This window comes from Mongoliibacter ruber, assembly GCF_003003005.1.
Lineage (GTDB): Bacteria > Bacteroidota > Bacteroidia > Cytophagales > Cyclobacteriaceae > Mongoliibacter > Mongoliibacter ruber.
The window spans coordinates 49,189-65,570 of the sequence record NZ_PVTR01000012.1; the positions used below are offsets into that span (position 1 = coordinate 49,189).

Annotated in this window: 17 protein-coding genes; 13 read left to right on the forward strand and 4 right to left on the reverse strand. The window is 39.5% G+C overall.

Annotation, left to right across the window (positions count from 1 at the left end):
* Complete coding sequence (locus CLW00_RS17445; protein ID WP_106134992.1) at positions 1 to 204, forward strand: helix-turn-helix domain-containing protein; 204 nt, start codon at positions 1 to 3, stop codon at positions 202 to 204.
* Between the two features lie 4 nt (positions 205 to 208).
* On the opposite strand, the gene CLW00_RS21455 is transcribed toward CLW00_RS17445, so the two are convergent.
* Positions 209 to 352, reverse strand: coding sequence for a hypothetical protein (locus tag CLW00_RS21455; protein WP_170073245.1), 144 nt, complete (start codon positions 350 to 352; stop codon positions 209 to 211).
* Between the two features lie 154 nt (positions 353 to 506).
* On the opposite strand from CLW00_RS21455, the gene CLW00_RS17450 reads away from it, so the two are divergent.
* Positions 507 to 1,040: a hypothetical protein gene (locus CLW00_RS17450; RefSeq protein ID WP_106134993.1), complete on the forward strand. Its 534-nt coding sequence runs from the start codon at positions 507 to 509 to the stop codon at positions 1,038 to 1,040.
* Positions 1,041 to 1,065: 25 nt separating this feature from the next.
* Positions 1,066 to 2,517 carry an aldo/keto reductase gene (locus tag CLW00_RS17455; protein WP_106134994.1) on the forward strand — a complete coding sequence of 484 codons (1,452 nt, stop codon included), beginning with the start codon at positions 1,066 to 1,068 and terminating at the stop codon, positions 2,515 to 2,517.
* A gap of 37 nt (positions 2,518 to 2,554) precedes the next feature.
* Here CLW00_RS17455 and CLW00_RS17460 read toward each other — a convergent pair whose 3' ends face one another.
* Positions 2,555 to 3,268: a response regulator transcription factor gene (locus CLW00_RS17460; protein WP_106134995.1), complete on the reverse strand. Its 714-nt coding sequence runs from the start codon at positions 3,266 to 3,268 to the stop codon at positions 2,555 to 2,557.
* A 449-nt stretch (positions 3,269 to 3,717) separates the two neighbouring features.
* On the opposite strand from CLW00_RS17460, the gene CLW00_RS17465 reads away from it, so the two are divergent.
* Genes CLW00_RS17465 through CLW00_RS17475 form a run of 3 tightly spaced genes read left to right on the forward strand, consistent with a single transcriptional unit; the run spans position 3,718 to position 9,469 of the window.
* The gene (locus tag CLW00_RS17465; protein WP_106134996.1) at positions 3,718 to 6,993 is read left to right on the forward strand and encodes a SusC/RagA family TonB-linked outer membrane protein; all 3,276 of its coding nucleotides are present in this window, start codon (positions 3,718 to 3,720) and stop codon (positions 6,991 to 6,993) included.
* A gap of 18 nt (positions 6,994 to 7,011) precedes the next feature.
* The gene (locus CLW00_RS17470; RefSeq protein ID WP_106134997.1) at positions 7,012 to 8,598 is read left to right on the forward strand and encodes a SusD/RagB family nutrient-binding outer membrane lipoprotein; all 1,587 of its coding nucleotides are present in this window, start codon (positions 7,012 to 7,014) and stop codon (positions 8,596 to 8,598) included.
* Positions 8,599 to 8,650: 52 nt separating this feature from the next.
* The gene (locus CLW00_RS17475) at positions 8,651 to 9,469 is read left to right on the forward strand and encodes a tyrosine-protein phosphatase (protein ID WP_106134998.1); all 819 of its coding nucleotides are present in this window, start codon (positions 8,651 to 8,653) and stop codon (positions 9,467 to 9,469) included.
* A 49-nt stretch (positions 9,470 to 9,518) separates the two neighbouring features.
* Here CLW00_RS17475 and CLW00_RS17480 read toward each other — a convergent pair whose 3' ends face one another.
* Both CLW00_RS17480 and CLW00_RS17485 read right to left on the reverse strand, forming a co-directional pair.
* Positions 9,519 to 10,184 (reverse strand): FAD-binding oxidoreductase, encoded by a 666-nt coding sequence (locus CLW00_RS17480; RefSeq protein ID WP_106134999.1) that lies wholly within the window; start codon positions 10,182 to 10,184, stop codon positions 9,519 to 9,521.
* A gap of 123 nt (positions 10,185 to 10,307) precedes the next feature.
* On the reverse strand, positions 10,308 to 10,643 hold the full coding sequence (locus CLW00_RS17485) for a zinc ribbon domain-containing protein YjdM (RefSeq protein WP_106135000.1): 336 nt from the start codon (positions 10,641 to 10,643) through the stop codon (positions 10,308 to 10,310).
* A 288-nt stretch (positions 10,644 to 10,931) separates the two neighbouring features.
* Here CLW00_RS17485 and CLW00_RS17490 point away from each other — a divergent pair, with 288 nt between their 5' ends.
* The 7 genes from CLW00_RS17490 (at position 10,932) to CLW00_RS17520 (ending at position 16,363) form a co-directional block, all read left to right on the forward strand.
* Positions 10,932 to 11,537 (forward strand): DUF2911 domain-containing protein, encoded by a 606-nt coding sequence (locus CLW00_RS17490; protein WP_106135001.1) that lies wholly within the window; start codon positions 10,932 to 10,934, stop codon positions 11,535 to 11,537.
* 90 nt (positions 11,538 to 11,627) lie between these two features.
* Positions 11,628 to 12,095: an SRPBCC domain-containing protein gene (locus CLW00_RS17495; protein ID WP_106135002.1), complete on the forward strand. Its 468-nt coding sequence runs from the start codon at positions 11,628 to 11,630 to the stop codon at positions 12,093 to 12,095.
* A gap of 39 nt (positions 12,096 to 12,134) precedes the next feature.
* The gene (locus CLW00_RS17500; protein WP_106135003.1) at positions 12,135 to 12,626 is read left to right on the forward strand and encodes a DUF4199 domain-containing protein; all 492 of its coding nucleotides are present in this window, start codon (positions 12,135 to 12,137) and stop codon (positions 12,624 to 12,626) included.
* Between the two features lie 97 nt (positions 12,627 to 12,723).
* The gene (locus CLW00_RS17505; RefSeq protein WP_106135004.1) at positions 12,724 to 14,190 is read left to right on the forward strand and encodes a Gfo/Idh/MocA family protein; all 1,467 of its coding nucleotides are present in this window, start codon (positions 12,724 to 12,726) and stop codon (positions 14,188 to 14,190) included.
* Positions 14,191 to 14,259: 69 nt separating this feature from the next.
* Complete coding sequence (locus CLW00_RS17510) at positions 14,260 to 14,661, forward strand: VOC family protein (RefSeq protein WP_106135005.1); 402 nt, start codon at positions 14,260 to 14,262, stop codon at positions 14,659 to 14,661.
* 11 nt (positions 14,662 to 14,672) lie between these two features.
* The gene (gene hutG / locus CLW00_RS17515) at positions 14,673 to 15,626 is read left to right on the forward strand and encodes a formimidoylglutamase (RefSeq protein WP_106135006.1); all 954 of its coding nucleotides are present in this window, start codon (positions 14,673 to 14,675) and stop codon (positions 15,624 to 15,626) included.
* 77 nt (positions 15,627 to 15,703) lie between these two features.
* On the forward strand, positions 15,704 to 16,363 hold the full coding sequence (locus CLW00_RS17520; protein WP_106135007.1) for an N-acetylmuramoyl-L-alanine amidase: 660 nt from the start codon (positions 15,704 to 15,706) through the stop codon (positions 16,361 to 16,363).
* Positions 16,364 to 16,382 lie beyond the last annotated feature (19 nt).

A 16,382-nucleotide genomic window follows, 5' to 3' on the forward strand; every position in this document is an offset into this window, starting at 1 on the left:
ATGCCTATAATAGTCAACTTGGATGTTATGATGGCCAAGAGAAAAATGTCATTGAACGAGCTCTCTGAAAAAGTAGACATCACCCTTTCGAACCTCTCCATTCTAAAAACCGGAAAAGCAAAAGCCGTTCGCTTCAGTACACTTGAAGCAATCTGCAAAGCATTGGATTGCCAACCGGGGGATATTTTGGAGTTTGTAGAATGAAATTTTAGTTTTCATTGAGTGAATCTTTACCTGCACTGCTTTCTGTTTTTCCTTCCAAAACCTCTTTAAGTTCCTTGATTCCGGCACAGGTAATTTCCATTATCTGTTCTTCTGAGTCCTTTTTAAATTCATTTTCTTTGATCTTCACAAAAGAAAAATTTTGGATAATATCTTTGAAGAACTTGAGCTTTTTATCCTCTATTTCTAAAATCAGTTATGTCATGATCTTCGTTTTTTCTTAAAAATAAGAGGTTTTCGCCTATTATTCAGTAAATTAAGTATCCTAATCAATACCGATAAATATGGATACTGTCAGCAAACTTGGAAGCATTTCACAGATCAAAACCACTGTACTGATCTTAATCACCGCTGTTATTTTTCCATTTGTCATACATCTGATTCCACCGCATAATGGATTTTCCATCGGGGCCTATATCCTCCCTATGTTTTACATTCCATTTATCGCTCTTTTTTGGTACGGTTGGAAGATAGCATTGCCTGTAGCCATTCTGGCTCCAATTATTAATTTCCTGATATCTGGCAATCCACAATGGGGGTTTTTAACGATTCTGACTCTTGAATTGATATTGTTCACAGGAATAGCCTTCCTACTGCTCCGACGTGAAACGTTCAAATGGATAGCCGCACCCTTTGGATATATAGGTGCCAAGGTCATTTCCTGTCTCCTACTTTTTGTCATCCCAATCATGCCCGCTGCTCCAATGGAGTTTTTTCTGGGATCACTCTCCCGTGCATTACCAGGATTGGGGATTTTATTGTTGCTGAATTTTCTGCTTTTAAAATATAGCAATCCAACTTGGAAGACCTCAAAGTAATCCCTCTTAATCTACCTTTTCAATCATGGCAACGAAACGACATTTATCCCTGACAAGCATCAAAGAAAGATTGGACACTTACCCTATTCCCCAAGCAGATTTGGTCATCGGCATCGGAAGAGGTGGAGCTATTCCTGCTAAAATGGTGGCAGAAACTATAGGTTCCAGGCTATTAATAGTTCCAGTAAACTATAGAGATGATGAAAATATCCCCCAAAGAGAAATCCCGGTTCTATTACAGGATTTCATTGTTCCAGTAGAAAAAGGGTCAAAAATATTATTGGTAGATGATGTGTCAGTCACAGGAAAAACTCTGGAAACCGTCAAAGAAAAGCTGAAAGGTTATAAGGTGCTTACATTTGTTTTTAAAGGAAAAGCCGATCATGTTTTGTTCCCAGAAATCAACACTTGTGTGGATTGGCCTTGGAAAGCCGAAACAAAGCAAAATACAGAAGAAACGAAAGACAGAAGAGCTTTTCTCAAATCCCTTGCAGGTCTTACTGCGGGGGTTATGCTCCCTATTAGCGGAATACCATTGACAGATGCTTTTGGGAATACTCTTCCTCCAAGCAGCGAGTTTGAAAGAGATCGAATTGGTGAACTGCTTCCAAAAAGGAAGTTTGGCAAAACAGGCATCTCCGTCACCATGTTGGGCTTGGGTGGAGCGCACATTGCCAGAATGAGTGAAAAAGAAGCCCAAAAGACAATAGAAACCGCTTTGGCAGGAGGAGTGCGGTTTTTTGATAATGCCGAATCCTATGGAAATGGCTTGGCTGAAAAACGGTATGGCATGTTTCTTACACCTAAATATCGAGATGTCGCCTTTATCCAAAGCAAATCAACCGCCAGAGATGCCAAGACTGCGCAAGCACATCTTGAAGGTACTCTCAAAAGAATGAATACTGACTACCTCGATCTTTGGTTTATACATGCTGTGGGAAGCCCATCAGATGTAGACAGCAGGATTAACAACGGCGTTATGGACGTGGTATTGGAAGCCCAAAGAAGTGGGAAAGTGAAATATGTGGGTTTTTCAGGTCATTCAGATTACAATGCACATCTTCGAATGCTAGAAAAAACTAGCGCTCTTCAAGTATGTCAAATGCCTATCAATGCCTTTGATCCAAATTATAAAAGCTTCATCAACAATGTCCTACCCCGATTATTGGAAAAAGGCATGGCGCCAATCGCCATGAAAACCTTAGCCAATGGGGGATTTTTTGGAGGTAGTTCCCACTTTATGCATGGGGACAAACCTAAAATAATCCCCAATACATTAAGCGTGGAAGAAGCACTGTACTTTTCCTGGTCACTACCAATTTCGGTACTTGTAACAGGTGCAGACCATTCAGAAATGTTACAGGAAAAAATCGACCTGGCCCGAAAATTCAAAGCCCTTGATGAAAACAAGCGAATGGCTTTGGTGGAAAAGGTGGCAGGATTTGACGGGAGATTTGTAGAGTATTATAAGGTTTGAAGATAATCAATCGTATTGATTGAAATGTCATGATGCTTCAAGACAACTTGTACCCTACTCCTCTTATACTAGTCAAATCATTTTTAAGGGATGTTATCTTTTTTCTAAGTGATGTAATTAAGACATCCACCGATCTCTCTGAAGCATGGCTTTCTGAACCATAAATGGAGCGAATTATCTGATTTCTACTGTGTACTCTTCCAGGATGGTTCATCAAAAGACTTAATAGTTTAAATTCCGAAATAGTCAGGTCTACCTTTTCCCTATTGTCAAAAGCTAAATACTTTTCAGAATCAACGATGATGTTTTTGAAAAAAAATTTCCCGGTGTCGCTGGATTTAATATGAACATCGCTTAACTCCTCTCGCTCTAAAAATTTCCGTTTGCCTAGTGCTTTTTTAACCCGAACAATCAGTTCTTTGATTTTTACAGGCTTTACCATATAGTCATCGGCTCCCACTTCTAAAGCTGTAACTATATCAATTTCCTGTCCTTTTCCTGATACCATGATAAATGGAATGCTTTCCAATCTTTCTTTTTTCCTTACGTATCTACAAATATCCAATCCATCGATATCATCAAGTAACCAATCACAAACAATTGCAACGGGAGTGTTATTATCAAGATAGGCCATTGCCTCTTTTCCTTTTTGAAATATATCAACATCAAACCTTTCCTTTTCAAAATTGAATTTCAGCAATTTTAAGGTGTCTAGGTGATCATCTATCAATACAATTTTATCTAAAGGCATAAAACAGCGATAATTATTATCTTAAACATGAAAAAAGATCATCTGCAGAAATAAACTTTTGACAAAAATAGGTGTCTATCGCAAACAAATGATTAACAAAACATCATATATCATACAATTCTTAAAATGAGATTTTTTAAAACTAAACATCAGTTTAAATTAAATAGGCTAATTTTAAATTGAAATTTTTATATTAAAAAATGTTTTTAATACATAAAAATTGAAAGTGAATACCATATTTATATAGGATACAAATTATTTTAAAAAGCCAAATTTCAAAACCATAGATAAAGATTAATACAAAAGAAATATGAGTGGTTGGTAATCTAACTTTTTGACTGTTTGCCTTAAAAAAAACATAATGAACAATTCATATTCAGCAACAAAAACCCAATAAAGCTCTAACAAACCACATTTAAGTTTGACCATCAATAATTCAAAACACATAGATGGAAAACTTTAACAAAATCTTACTTACAGGGGTATTTTTGCTTCTGTTTGGCAATGCGGTAACAGCCCAAGAAAGGGTTGTAAGTGGGAAAGTCACCGATGAATTCGGAGAACAACTAATAGGAGTCAGTCTCTTATTGAAAGGAACCAATGTTGGTACAATTACAGATATTGATGGTTCATATTCCTTGGCTGTGCCAAATGAAATAGAACAGCCAATTATTGTAGTATCATATATTGGTTTTCTTCCACAAGAGGTGCGGATTGGGAACAATTCAAGGATTGACTTTACTCTTGAAGAGTCAATACAAGGATTGAGCGAAGTCGTAATTACTGCTTTTGGAGTAAGCAAGGAAAAATCTAGTCTTGGTTATTCTACACAGACTATATCTGGGGACAAATTGGTCAAAGCGAGGGAACCAAGCCCTCTGAATGCACTCGCAGGTCGAGTGGCAGGACTTACGATAGGTCCATCTACCGAAATGTTGGCGGCTCCTAACATCAATTTGAGAGGTAATTCAGATATACTTTTTGTAGTAGATGGTGTACCTATCAACACTGACACATGGAATATCAATCCTGATGATATTGAAAGTATCACAGTACTAAAGGGCCCCAATGCGGCCGCTTTGTACGGTTTCCGGGGACAAAACGGAGCAATTCAGATCAATACAAAAAGAGGAAGCGGAAGGGAAAAGGGTTTTTCACTTAGCTTAAATTCCTCCACACAATTACAAACAAGCTTTGTCACTCGTCCACGTACCCAAACCGAGTATGGATTGGGCAACTCATTTAGATATGCTTTTGGAAATGATCCTTTTGACCGTGATGGAAGCTTCCGAAGAGCGCCTCTTTGGGGTCCAAGGTTTGAAGGACAAATGGTTCCGCAGTATGATAGTCCAGTGGATCCTGAAACAGGGATAAGACAAGGCACCCCTTGGTTGGCCAAAGGCCCGCGGAACTTTGAAAATTTTGTTGAAACAGGAATCTTAACTTCTAACAATGTGGCTTTGGGATTCAACGATGAAAGGTCAGATTTCAGAATGTCCTACACAAATAGTCATCAAACATCTGTTTGGCCAAATACCAGCCTAAACATCAACAACCTTAACATGTCAGCTGGCTATAATTTTACAGACAAATTAAGACTTGAAGGAAACGTCAATGTCAATCTTCAAAATGCGCCTAACATTCCAGAAGTGATGTATGGACCAAATTCTTACATGTACACATTTGCCGCATACGGTAGCGCACATTTTGACATCAGGGATCTAAAAGACTACTGGGCATCCCCAGGTATCGAAGGAATTCAGCAAATAAACAGAGAATATGGCCGTACAAACAACCCTTATTTTATGGCCAATGAATGGTTGCGGGAGCATCAAAAAACCGACACTTACGGGTTTTTATCACTTTCCTATCAAGCCAACGCTGATCTTAAATTCCAACTACGGTCAAACATGACCAATTGGAGTGCCTTAAGAACTGAAAAATTACCCTACTCTGCCGAACATTATTCGGTACCTGATAGAGCTGGGAATTACACAGAAGACAGAAGAGCTTTGATGGAGCACAAAACTGATCTATTGATTACTTATGACAAAAAAGTAGGTGATTTTGAATTTGATGTATTAGTGGGTGGAAATTTCAGGCGACTGTCTTACAATTCCAGTTTTTTAAGCACCAATAACTTAATTGTCCCTGGCGTTTATGCTTTTACTAATTCTGAAAACCCTTTGATAGGATACTCTTTCAGATCAGACATGGCAGTGCTAGCGGGATACTCCAGTATTGACATCAATTACAAAAAATATGTAACCTTAAATCTGACCGGACATTGGGATAAATTATCCACACTACCAGTAGGTGATCAGGCATATTTTTACCCATCAGCCTCTTTGAGTACTGTGATTTCTGATTACATAAACTTACCAAGCAAAGTTTCCTTTTTGAAAGTTAGGGGTTCTTTTGCTCAAGTACAAGGAGGACTGGTTAGTCCCGTGGTTGGCCCTGCTAATATTGCTTTAGGAATGGGGGGAAACTGGTTTACCAATGACTGGTTCACTACTTATGATGGTCCTACTTACAGGAACCAAAACACATATAGCACATCTTTACCCTACAACAACAGACCTGGAGCATCATTCACATCTGTTTTGGCAAATAGTGGATTGCAGCCCTTTACAGTGACCGCCTATGAAACTGGGGTCGATATGTTTTTCTTGGATAATAGACTGGGATTGGACTTGACATATTTTTCCACAATCAATGGCCCTCAAATATTCACCAGAGATATGGCGCCATCTACCGGATTTGACCGAAGAAATGTAAATGACATCATTACTGTCAAAAATGGCTGGGAAGCAGCCTTGACTGGTCTTCCAGTGATGAAGGATAATTTTAAATGGGAAATTGCAGCCAATTTCTCTGGATTCGTGGAAAGGTTGAATGAAATTAACGATCCTTCTGGCTCTATAATCGCAAATGGTGGATTCTTAAGAGTAGGTGACAGGACTGATAAACTTTTTGCCAGCGACCTACAAAGGACACCTCAAGGCGAAAACATCCATGACTCAAGAGGATTACCATTAAGAGGACGGTCAGGTATTCAAGGCAATCAATTTATAGGAAATGGAAACAATGCTTTTGTATGGGGTATACAAAACACCTTCAATTACAAAAACTGGATGTTTGGAATCCAAGTTGATGGAAGGGTTGGAGGAATTATTCTAAATGAATTATGGCAAGTAGCTGTCCGAAACGGTGCAGATATTACCACAGGAGGTGACACCCCATATGGGATTGCTAGACGTCAAGAGTGGGAAAGCTTCAGAGACAATGGTTCAGTGACTCCAGCATTCAATGGTGGCGGGGTAGTTTTAGTAGAAGGGACACCAACATTTGGCAATGATGGCAAAATCAACAATTTTGATCAGCTCACTTTTATCCCTAACAATGCCAATGCCTCTGTCCAAGATTACACAATTGCCTTGTCGGGTTTTGATGGACCATGGACACAAAGTAGGACTTTCACCAAACTTAGAGAACTTTCTATTGGATTCAACTTTCCTTCAAGGGTTACAAGTAAAATGGGTGTGAGAAATGCCTCTTTCTCCTTGGTAGGAAGGAACCTCCTTTATTGGGCCGAAAGGACTGATGTCGACATGGATCAATATATAGGCACCAGCTTTAGGCCTTCATCCGATCAAAACAACCCATTCCTACAATCCCCAGGGGTAAGAAACTTTGGTTTCAACCTCAATATTTCATTGTAAATCCAAAGAATTTAGAAGATGAAAAATTTAACAATAAAAATTTTGATTGCGCTCCTATTGGTGAGCACTGTAAGTTGTCAGGAGATGTTTGAGGAATTCCCAAATAACCCTAACGTAGCCGGTGAAAATGACCCTGTGCCGCCAGCATTTTTGCTTAGACAAGTGTTGTTTAATATATCTAGAGGTGCTGATGTCGCAGAAGAGCCCCTTCAATACCTAAGCCGATTAAACCAATTTACAACTGGGTTAACTTTTCCTCTCTATGGAGGCAGCAATCAATACAACTGGACAGATACTGGTAACTCTTATCCTTGGTTGAGGAATATAATTCAATTAGAAAAAAATGCTTCTGACGCTTTGGGGAATGACAGAAATGGTTATTTGACTATTTCTAAATTCCTGAGGGCCTACACATTTGTATGGTTGACCCAAAGGGTTGGTGATATCCCCATGAAAGAAGCTGGTTTAGGTTTAGAGATACTGAATCCTTCTTTCGATTCACAAGAAGAGATTTACAAAGCTGTATTTGATTTGCTGGACGAAGCCAACAACGAGCTCACTGCAATCATAGCAGATGCCACTTCAGCCCCCATTGAAGGTGATATTTTCTATAATGGTGATATGAGAAAATGGAGAAAAGCAGTCAATTCTTACAAATTGAGACTATTGATCAGTCTAAGTAAAAGAGCTGATGATACTCCATCTTTAGCAATCAAACAAAAGTTCAACGAAATTTTAAACAACCCTTCTAGGTTTCCTGTTTACGAAAACTTGGATGATAACATGAATTTTGTGTACATACCTGTTTTCAATAGGTACCCAACGCAATTCATGCTTTTATATCCGAATGAAACGACAGTTAGCGAAACAGTCTTGGAACTTATGACCAGAAATGAGGATCCAAGAACTTTTATTGCTGCCACTCCCACACCTTTTGCAATGCATGTAGAAGGGAGAACCATTGGAGATTTTGCAGCTTATAAAGGTGCTGACAACAGTAAAGCTCAAAATGACCTATTCAGTGAATCTCAAGGTAATGAAGGGAAATATTCCTATATTAATTATATCAGATACCTTCAAGGTCCTGATGTTATTCCAGAACCATATATAATGATAGGGTATTCTGAAATGTGCTTCAATATAGCTGAAGCTATCAACAGAGGCTGGGTGTCCGGTGACGCAGAAAATTGGTATCAAAAAGGAGTTGTCGCTTCACTTGATTTTTATGGATTGAGTCAAGGTGCAACGATAACAGTAGGTGATGTCAATGGAGCTCCATACGGAGATGTTACTGTAGATGTTAATTCTTTTTTAAGTAATGTCAAGTACAAAGGCAATAATGCGGAAGGTTTAAACCAGATATTGGAACAAAAGTATGTTTCATTCTGGCAGAATTCAGGCTGGGAACCATTCTATCAATTCAGAAGAACTGGAATTCCTCAATTCAGAGAAGGTGAAGGTACCAATGCAGAAAGAAGAATCCCTAGAAGATGGCAATATCCAGTGAGAGAAGTAGACAACAACAGAGAAAACGCAACACAGGCAATTCAAAGACAGTTCGGCGGCAATGACAACGTCTTTGCAGACATGTGGCTGTTAAAATAAATTTATTACTCCCCAGAATTTACTTCTGGGGAGCTATTTTAATGAAATCATTATGAAAAACTATATTACAACGCTCATGCTCGTATTAGTATGTGGCGCACTTGATTTACAAGCACAAGTAAACCTAGAAATTACTTCAAGTCCAAATTTCAGAGAACTCGGAGGTTTAAAGATCAATGATTCTCTTAGGATAAAAACAGGAAAATTATACAGATCAGGAAGTTTTTCGAATCTTCAAGAAGAGGAATTGGAAAAGCTAAGGCAAACAAAGCTACAAACAATCATTGACTTCAGGTCTGATTTTGAAATCCAACGAGATCCCGATCACATACCAAGCGGTATGGAAGTAGAATGGATAAATTCTCCAATAGGAAACCTTGATGGAAAAGGAATGGCTAAATTTTCTCAAGTTCTTATGAGTCCTGAATTCGACGAGGAGAGTGTCGACGAACTTATGATAGAAGCCAACAGAGGATTTGTTCAAAATATCAAAGACTTTCAACCTTTATTCAATGCTTTGGAAAATGAAGATGCAATCGTACTCTTCCATTGCAGTGCCGGAAAAGACAGGACGGGCTTTGCTTCATCCCTATTACTGCATGCTTTGGGGGCTGATTGGGATATCATCATGGAAGATTTTCTTCGATCAAACGAGGCTGTAGAAAAAACTGATCTCAGTAAAATGGAGGCCTATGGCATTCCCAAAGAAAGAGTCAAAGTAATGATGGGAGTTAAGCCGGAATATTTATTAGCCGCTTGGGATGAAATAGAAAAAAAATATGGAGATGCTGACACCATGCTCGAAAAAGAACTTGGAATTAATGAAGCAAAAAAAGAACGTTTACGGAATATTTTATTGACCACTGATTAAAGTTTGTAAAGCCCATTTTCTACATTTTTAGAAAATGGGCTTTTTGATTTTATTCCTCAAATGTAATCCCCTCTGGCTTAGCCCCGAGGTGCTTGAGAAAATCACTCACACTTTCGACCATGGCCTCTGGGCCACATACGTAGAATTCTTGTGAAAAATCTTGTATAGTATTTTTCAAAAACTCCATATTGACAAGGCCATATGCGTGTCCTTCTACTTTTTCTTTATCCAAAATCGAAATAAAATCCTCTCCCAAGAGATCATGGAAAAATGATTCCATGAGCACATCCTTTCCTGTCTTATTTCCAAAAATCAATTTATTCCCATCGAGCTCACCTTTGGCCGATAAGTCTCTCAAAATACTGATGAAGGGGGTAATTCCCGCTCCTCCGGCTATAAACACTCCCTTGCCCTTGTACTGAATGGCTCCCCATGGATCGTCAATAATAAATTCATCTCCTTCTAATAAATCTTCAATATGCTTGGTCACACCATCGTGGTCGCGGTAAGACTTAATCACAAATTCTAAATGGTCATCATCAGGTAATGAGGTAAAAGTAAAAGGGCGTTTTTCTTCTTTCCATCCCTCTTTATTAATGGCTATTTCCGTTGCCTGACCTGGAATAAAAGTGTAGCCATCTGGTTTTTCAGTTTTAAACCTTTTGACATCATGTGTCAAAGAAAGAATATCAGTGATTTTTACTGTAATTGCCATAAATTTTTGGGTTTTAGTATAATTATATAAACAATTTAATATTGAATTGTTCAAGTTAATCAATCCAAAACCCAATATCTAACCATTGTCAGATCAATTTGGAGATTCCTCCCTAATGAGATTCTATGCTTTTTTGACAAATTCCGACTTCAAAGCCATAGAACCGAAGCCATCTACCTTGCAATCAATATTGTGGTCTCCATCTGTCAAGCGGATATTCTTTACTTTAGTGCCTGCTTTGATACTTTTAGGTGCTCCTTTCACAGGAAGGTCTTTAATCACTACCACTGTATCACCATCATTCAGTAAATTACCATTGGAATCTTTGACTTGCAAGCCAGATTCCTCTTCATGCGTTGAAGGATTCCATTCAAAAGTGCACTCTGGGCAAACCAATAAAGTGTCAACAGGATAGGCATACAATGAACCACAAGAAGGGCAAGGAGGGATTTTATTCATCCGGCTAATTTACACCTATTTATCTTTACAGCTTTACTTACATACAAGGTCTCTTTATAATTTAAATGATTGAACGCTAATTTATCAGTAACCTGAAACTCTAGTACAATCGTTGTGTTAGGGCTTTAGAATTTATTTCTGATAATAATTAGTCTCCAGACATACTATATGTATCATCATTCCGTATATACATAAATTTTAGATGTATATCCTCTATTTTTAAACAAGAAATCCATTTTGAGGTTTTACATTCGTTAAAAATAACCCATTCAAAAAATCAAAACACGTATGAAAAAAATGAGACTATTTATCGCCGCTTTTGCTGTGATTTTCTTTTTTGCCAACAATGAAAATTCCTTTGCTCAAATTCAAGCCCCTGCTCCTAGCCCGGCAGCTACCGTATCTCAGGTAGTAGGCTTCACCAAGATTAGCTTAGACTATTCCTCTCCAGCTGTCAAAGGCAGAAAAGTTTTTGGAGAAATGGAAAAATATGGCACTCCATGGAGAGCTGGCGCAAATGCGGCCACTATTATTGAATTTTCAACATCTGTCAATATCGGTGGCACCAACCTTCGACCAGGAAAGTATTCCATTTTTATCACTCCAAATGAATCAGGTGATTGGACTTTTCACTTCAATTCTAAAGGGAACACAGTATTTGCCTATATGAAAGATGGCAAAATCGACATGGATGCCCTTTCAAAAGACTTGGCTGTATCTGTAAATGCAACTCCTGAAATGCTGGATAAAACCAAGGAGAGACTACAGTACTACATTTCTGCGGAAGACAATAAAGTCGCAAAAGTGAGCATGGCATGGGAAAATGTAAAAGTTTCCTTCATGGTAGACACACAGGTAGACCAAAAAATGGACGCTTTCAAGGCAGCATTTTAATGTTAAACTATCAATGAATATGAAGGGAGGCTGCAGGGTCTCCCTTTTTTGTTGGCCTAAATTGATTATCTTCATCAAAAAACCATAAGGATGGAGAAGCTAAGAATTTCAACTGCCTTGCAAATCAGCGCAAAAGCTGAGGCTATTTTTAAAGCCATCATTGACCCAGAATTGATGAAAAACTATTTTATCACCAATGGTTCTGCGCCAATGGAAAAAGGTGAAACAGTCTATTGGGAATTCCCGGAATTCCCCGGAGCTTTCCCTGTAAGGGTGAAGGAGGTCATAGAAAACCGCATTATCAAATTCGAATGGGACGGAGATACTCATCCTCTATATGTAGAAATACGGCTGGAGCCAAGCCTTGAAGGTGAAGCTACTGTGGTCTATGTGGAAGAATCAGAAATGGACTTAAACCCCGAAGGCATCAAATGGCTCAAAGGCAATACAGCTGGATGGGCCAACTTCCTTGCTTGCCTTAAAGCTTACATAGAACATGGCATCAACTTGCGAAAAGGAGGTTTTGATTTTATGAGGCAGCAAAATCCGGAGAATTAAACAGGATTATTTATACTTTTATATATAAGCACCCACTTTATGAAGAACCTCAAAATCGAAATCAAATGGACCTTGGTTTTTATCCTTATGCAGCTGTCATGGTTCTATATAGAAAAATGGACAGGTCTTCATGATCGCCACATAGAACAGCATGCTTTTTACACCAACTTTGTAGCGATTTTCGCCTTTGTCATTTACACTTTGGCATTGTTTGACAAGCGTGAAAATGACTTAAATGGAATAATGACCTATTGGCAGGGATTCAAAACAGGTCTTTGGATAACCTTGTTTGTGACTATTTTGACTCCACTTACACAATATCTCGTTTCTTTCTGGATCAGTCCTGAATACTTCGATAATATGATCGCCTTCAGCGTACAACAAGGTGAAATGACGCAAAAGGAAGCAGAGGAATATTTTGAATTCAAGAATTATTTAATTCTAAGTACTGTCTTTGCTCCAGTGGCCGGCGTTTTCACTTCAGCGATCGTGGCCATTTTCACCAGAAAAAAGAAGGTTTCCACGGCCTAACTCACGCAACTTTTGAAATTTCTTGAAAGGAAGTAAAATAAAATAAACATAAAAGTTTAACTTGGTTCTTGAAAAATTTTCAGTAACCCAAACCTTTATGAAACCTCCCCGCAAATCAAGCACAGGACAATCCCGAAGAGATTTTATCAAAAATGCTGCTTTGGCTTCCTCTGTTTTTATTGTTCCAAGACATGTATTGGGTGGAGTGGGATTTACAGCCCCTTCGGACCAACTTAATCTTGCCGCCATCGGTTCGGGTGGCAAGGGTATCTCAGATATCAAAAATGCGGCTGTCAATGGCCGAGAAAGAGTCATTGCACTTTGTGATGTAGATTTCTCGGGATCGGCCAAGCAATCCGCGGAAAACTTCCCAAAAGCCAAGCTCTATGCCGATTATAGAGAGATGTTGGATAATGAAAAAGACATAGATGCCGTCACCATCTCCACACCTGACCATGTCCATGGTCCGGCTGCCAAATATGCCATGGAAAGAGGCAAACACGTCTATGTACAAAAACCACTTACGCATAATATCCGTGAAGCCAGGTTATTGACCCAAATGGCCCGAGACCAAAAAGTTGTTACCCAAATGGGTAATCAGGGTGGTTCTAACCCACTATTGAACATGGTGCAGGATTGGGTTGACTCCGGAAAACTAGGCAAAATCTCAAAAGTACAAGTGTGGACCAACAGACCTGTTTGGCCTCAGGGATTCGCCTTTCCTCAACCAGAACCCAGCAAAAAACCAGAAGAGTTGGATTGGAACCTTTGGTTAGGTCCAGCTCCCGAAATAGGATACACACCAAACCTTCACCCCTTCAATTGGAGAGGATGGTGGGATTATGGTACAGGGGCTCTTGGAGATGTAGGATGTCACTTGATTGACATTCCTTTCCGTACCCTTGGATTGAATTATCCCAAAAGTGCGGAATGTAGCGTAGGTACAGTTTTTTCTAGAATGTGGACTCCTGATTATAATCCAGAGGGTGCACCAGCTTCCTCCTTCATCACGCTTCACTTTGGAGCCACTGACAAGAGTCAATCCCCAATCGAAATGACTTGGAGTGATGGAGGAATCAGACCATCGCATCCTGACATTATTCCTGCAGACCATGATATTGGCGGTGCCAATTCGGCAAATGGTGTCTTGATCATCGGCGAAAAAGGTATCATCTCTACAAATATCAATGACAGTTCACCTTTGATGCCCAAGCTATATCTCAATGACGGAACTACTGACTTTGGGCCTGAAAAAGAGCCAAATGACGAGCCGGAATACGGACATCAACGCAAATGGGTGGATGCCATCAAAGCAGGATATGGCAGCGATGAGCACAAAGGTCTGACTTCTTCCTTTGATTACGCAGGCCCAATGACGGAAACCGTTTTGATGGGCAACTTAGCCATCAGAAGCTATATGCTGAGAAGGGAAAATAGCAACGGACAGATGGAGTTTTTCGGAAGACGCAAGTTGCTTTGGGATGGAGAAAATATGCGCATCACCAATTTGGAAGAAGCCAACCAGTTTGTCGGTAGAGAATACCGTCCGGGATTTGAAGTTTAACCTAAGATATAATGACTTTCACCCGGCAGCCAATTGGTTGCCGGGTTTTTAATTTTAAGCCTTTATTGCATGAAACAAGTCTTGAATCAAATCACTTTGGTAGTCAGGGATTACGACGAAGCAATCACTTTTTATACCCAAAAACTCAACTTTGAATTACTCGAAGACACCCCTCTTTCTGATAGCAAAAGGTGGGTAAGAGTGAGACCTCCAGGAGGCGAGGGCTGTTCTCTTTTATTGGCAAAAGCAGTGAATAAGGAGCAAATCGCAAGTATCGGTAATCAGACTGGAGGAAGGGTTTTTCTTTTTTTATACACCGACAACATAGATAGAGACCTTAAGCACCTCTTAGCAGAAAACGTTAAAATCAAAAGAGGTCTTAGTGAAGAAAGCTATGGCAAGGTTTTGGTTTTTGAAGACCTTTATGGCAATCTCTGGGATTTGATTCAGCCATTAGAAACCAACCTTTAATCGATTTGCCTATGTCAATTCAACACCCAGCAAACCCTGAACTATGGCAAGGAAGAAATTCCCAAGAAATTGAATATTGGCACCAAGCGATCAATTTTGAAACATCAGCAGGTAAAAAGCAGGTTGCACTTTTGGGCTACTGCGGAGATGAAGGAGTAAAAAGGAACCTCGGTCGTATAGGTGCCGCCAAGGCTCCTGATGAGATACGCAAAATGATGGCAACCATGGCTTACCACCTGCCAGAAAGCTTAAAGGTACTTGATTTAGGCAATGTAGAAACTGTAAGTGAAGACATGGAAAGCGGTCATCAGTTGATTTCTGAGAAAGTGAGAGGATTACTACAAGGAAACATTTTCCCGGTTTTGCTTGGAGGAGGACATGACTTGGCTTATGCCCATGGGAAAGGTATATTAACTCATCTCAAGGATAAAAATGAGCGCTTGGGAATCATCAACCTTGACGCTCACTTTGACTTAAGGGGTCTGAATGATGGAAAAGGTCATTCAGGCAGTCCGTTTTACCAACTTTCTCAAGAGTTTCCTGATAATTTCCAATACCTCTGTCTGGGGATTCAAAAAGCTGCAAATCCTACCAGTCTTTACCGGCATGCTTTTGCTACCAAGACGCAATGGATGGATATGGAGGAGTTTAGGCTGGAAAATTGGGATTACATTGCCTCCCTTTTGAATACTTTCTGTGGGAAAGTCAATAAAATCTACCTCAGCATTGATTTGGATGGGTTTTCCTCCGCTTATGCACCTGGAGTAAGTGCTCCATCAGCTACAGGTTTTACTCCTGAAATTGCCTTCAAAGTCATGGAATGGCTTGCCCTAACAGGAAAATTAATCAGCATGGATGTGGTGGAACTAAACCCCAGATATGATCAAGACCACAAAACTGCAAGATTGGCTGCAAGATGTGTAGAATTCATGTTAAGGAAGATGTATGTACGTCAAGAGGAGTAAAGGCATGACAAAATTTTTCCAAGATGCGGATTTCAATAAATTGCTTTAATTTTAGTCCAATATCCAGTCCCAGAACTATGAACAACAAGCACCTACCACATATTCTTTTACTTTTAATCCTGCTGAATTTTTCAGCACAAGCACAGACTTTCAGGATTTTTGAAAAACCCATCATTTTTGATGAAGAAAGGGAAAAGTTATCATTGGAATACCTAAAAAACAGGCATGGTATCCAACAAGAGACTGCCACTATTGATCCAAAAATGGTAGTCGTACACTGGACGGCAGTTCCTACTTTAGAGACCACTTTTGATGTATTCAACCCAGTCCATCTGGGCGGCAGACCTGAACTCACATCTGCAAGCAACCTCAATGTCTCTGCCCATTTTCTTGTAGACAGGGATGGCACTATCTTCAGGTTGTTACCCGACACCACATTTGCAAGGCACACAATTGGTCTCAATTACATGTCCATAGGCATAGAAAATATCGGCGGGCCTGATGCTCCTCTTACAAAATCCCAAGTGAAAGCAAATGCAGAACTTATCCGCTACCTTCACAAAAAACACAATATTGAATATGTCATCGGGCATCATGAATATTATGATTTTCAAGGCAGCCAACTATGGAAAGAAACGGACCCTGACTACCTAACGAGTAAGCAAGATCCAGGAGACAAGTTTATGAAAAGACTTAGAAAAAAACTCTCCGATCTTAATTTCAAATCAAAACCTTGACATTCCCCAATTACACCTA

What these genes read in the sequence shown, in the direction of transcription:
- CLW00_RS17495 (WP_106135002.1), top strand. Translation starts at nt 11,628, where the DNA reads ATGGAGAAGCTAAGAATTTCAACTGCCTTGCAAATCAGCGCAAAAGCT.
- CLW00_RS17490 (WP_106135001.1), top strand. Translation starts at nt 10,932, where the DNA reads ATGAAAAAAATGAGACTATTTATCGCCGCTTTTGCTGTGATTTTCTTT.
- CLW00_RS17450 (WP_106134993.1), top strand. Translation starts at nt 507, where the DNA reads ATGGATACTGTCAGCAAACTTGGAAGCATTTCACAGATCAAAACCACT.
- CLW00_RS17500 (WP_106135003.1), top strand. Translation starts at nt 12,135, where the DNA reads ATGAAGAACCTCAAAATCGAAATCAAATGGACCTTGGTTTTTATCCTT.
- CLW00_RS17475 (WP_106134998.1), top strand. Translation starts at nt 8,651, where the DNA reads ATGAAAAACTATATTACAACGCTCATGCTCGTATTAGTATGTGGCGCA.
- CLW00_RS17445 (WP_106134992.1), top strand. Translation starts at nt 1, where the DNA reads ATGCCTATAATAGTCAACTTGGATGTTATGATGGCCAAGAGAAAAATG.
- CLW00_RS17520 (WP_106135007.1), top strand. Translation starts at nt 15,704, where the DNA reads ATGAACAACAAGCACCTACCACATATTCTTTTACTTTTAATCCTGCTG.
- CLW00_RS17510 (WP_106135005.1), top strand. Translation starts at nt 14,260, where the DNA reads ATGAAACAAGTCTTGAATCAAATCACTTTGGTAGTCAGGGATTACGAC.
- CLW00_RS17505 (WP_106135004.1), top strand. Translation starts at nt 12,724, where the DNA reads ATGAAACCTCCCCGCAAATCAAGCACAGGACAATCCCGAAGAGATTTT.
- CLW00_RS17465 (WP_106134996.1), top strand. Translation starts at nt 3,718, where the DNA reads ATGGAAAACTTTAACAAAATCTTACTTACAGGGGTATTTTTGCTTCTG.
- hutG (WP_106135006.1), top strand. Translation starts at nt 14,673, where the DNA reads ATGTCAATTCAACACCCAGCAAACCCTGAACTATGGCAAGGAAGAAAT.
- CLW00_RS17460 (WP_106134995.1), bottom strand. Translation starts at nt 3,268, where the DNA reads ATGCCTTTAGATAAAATTGTATTGATAGATGATCACCTAGACACCTTA.
- CLW00_RS17455 (WP_106134994.1), top strand. Translation starts at nt 1,066, where the DNA reads ATGGCAACGAAACGACATTTATCCCTGACAAGCATCAAAGAAAGATTG.
- CLW00_RS17470 (WP_106134997.1), top strand. Translation starts at nt 7,012, where the DNA reads ATGAAAAATTTAACAATAAAAATTTTGATTGCGCTCCTATTGGTGAGC.
- CLW00_RS17485 (WP_106135000.1), bottom strand. Translation starts at nt 10,643, where the DNA reads ATGAATAAAATCCCTCCTTGCCCTTCTTGTGGTTCATTGTATGCCTAT.
- CLW00_RS17480 (WP_106134999.1), bottom strand. Translation starts at nt 10,184, where the DNA reads ATGGCAATTACAGTAAAAATCACTGATATTCTTTCTTTGACACATGAT.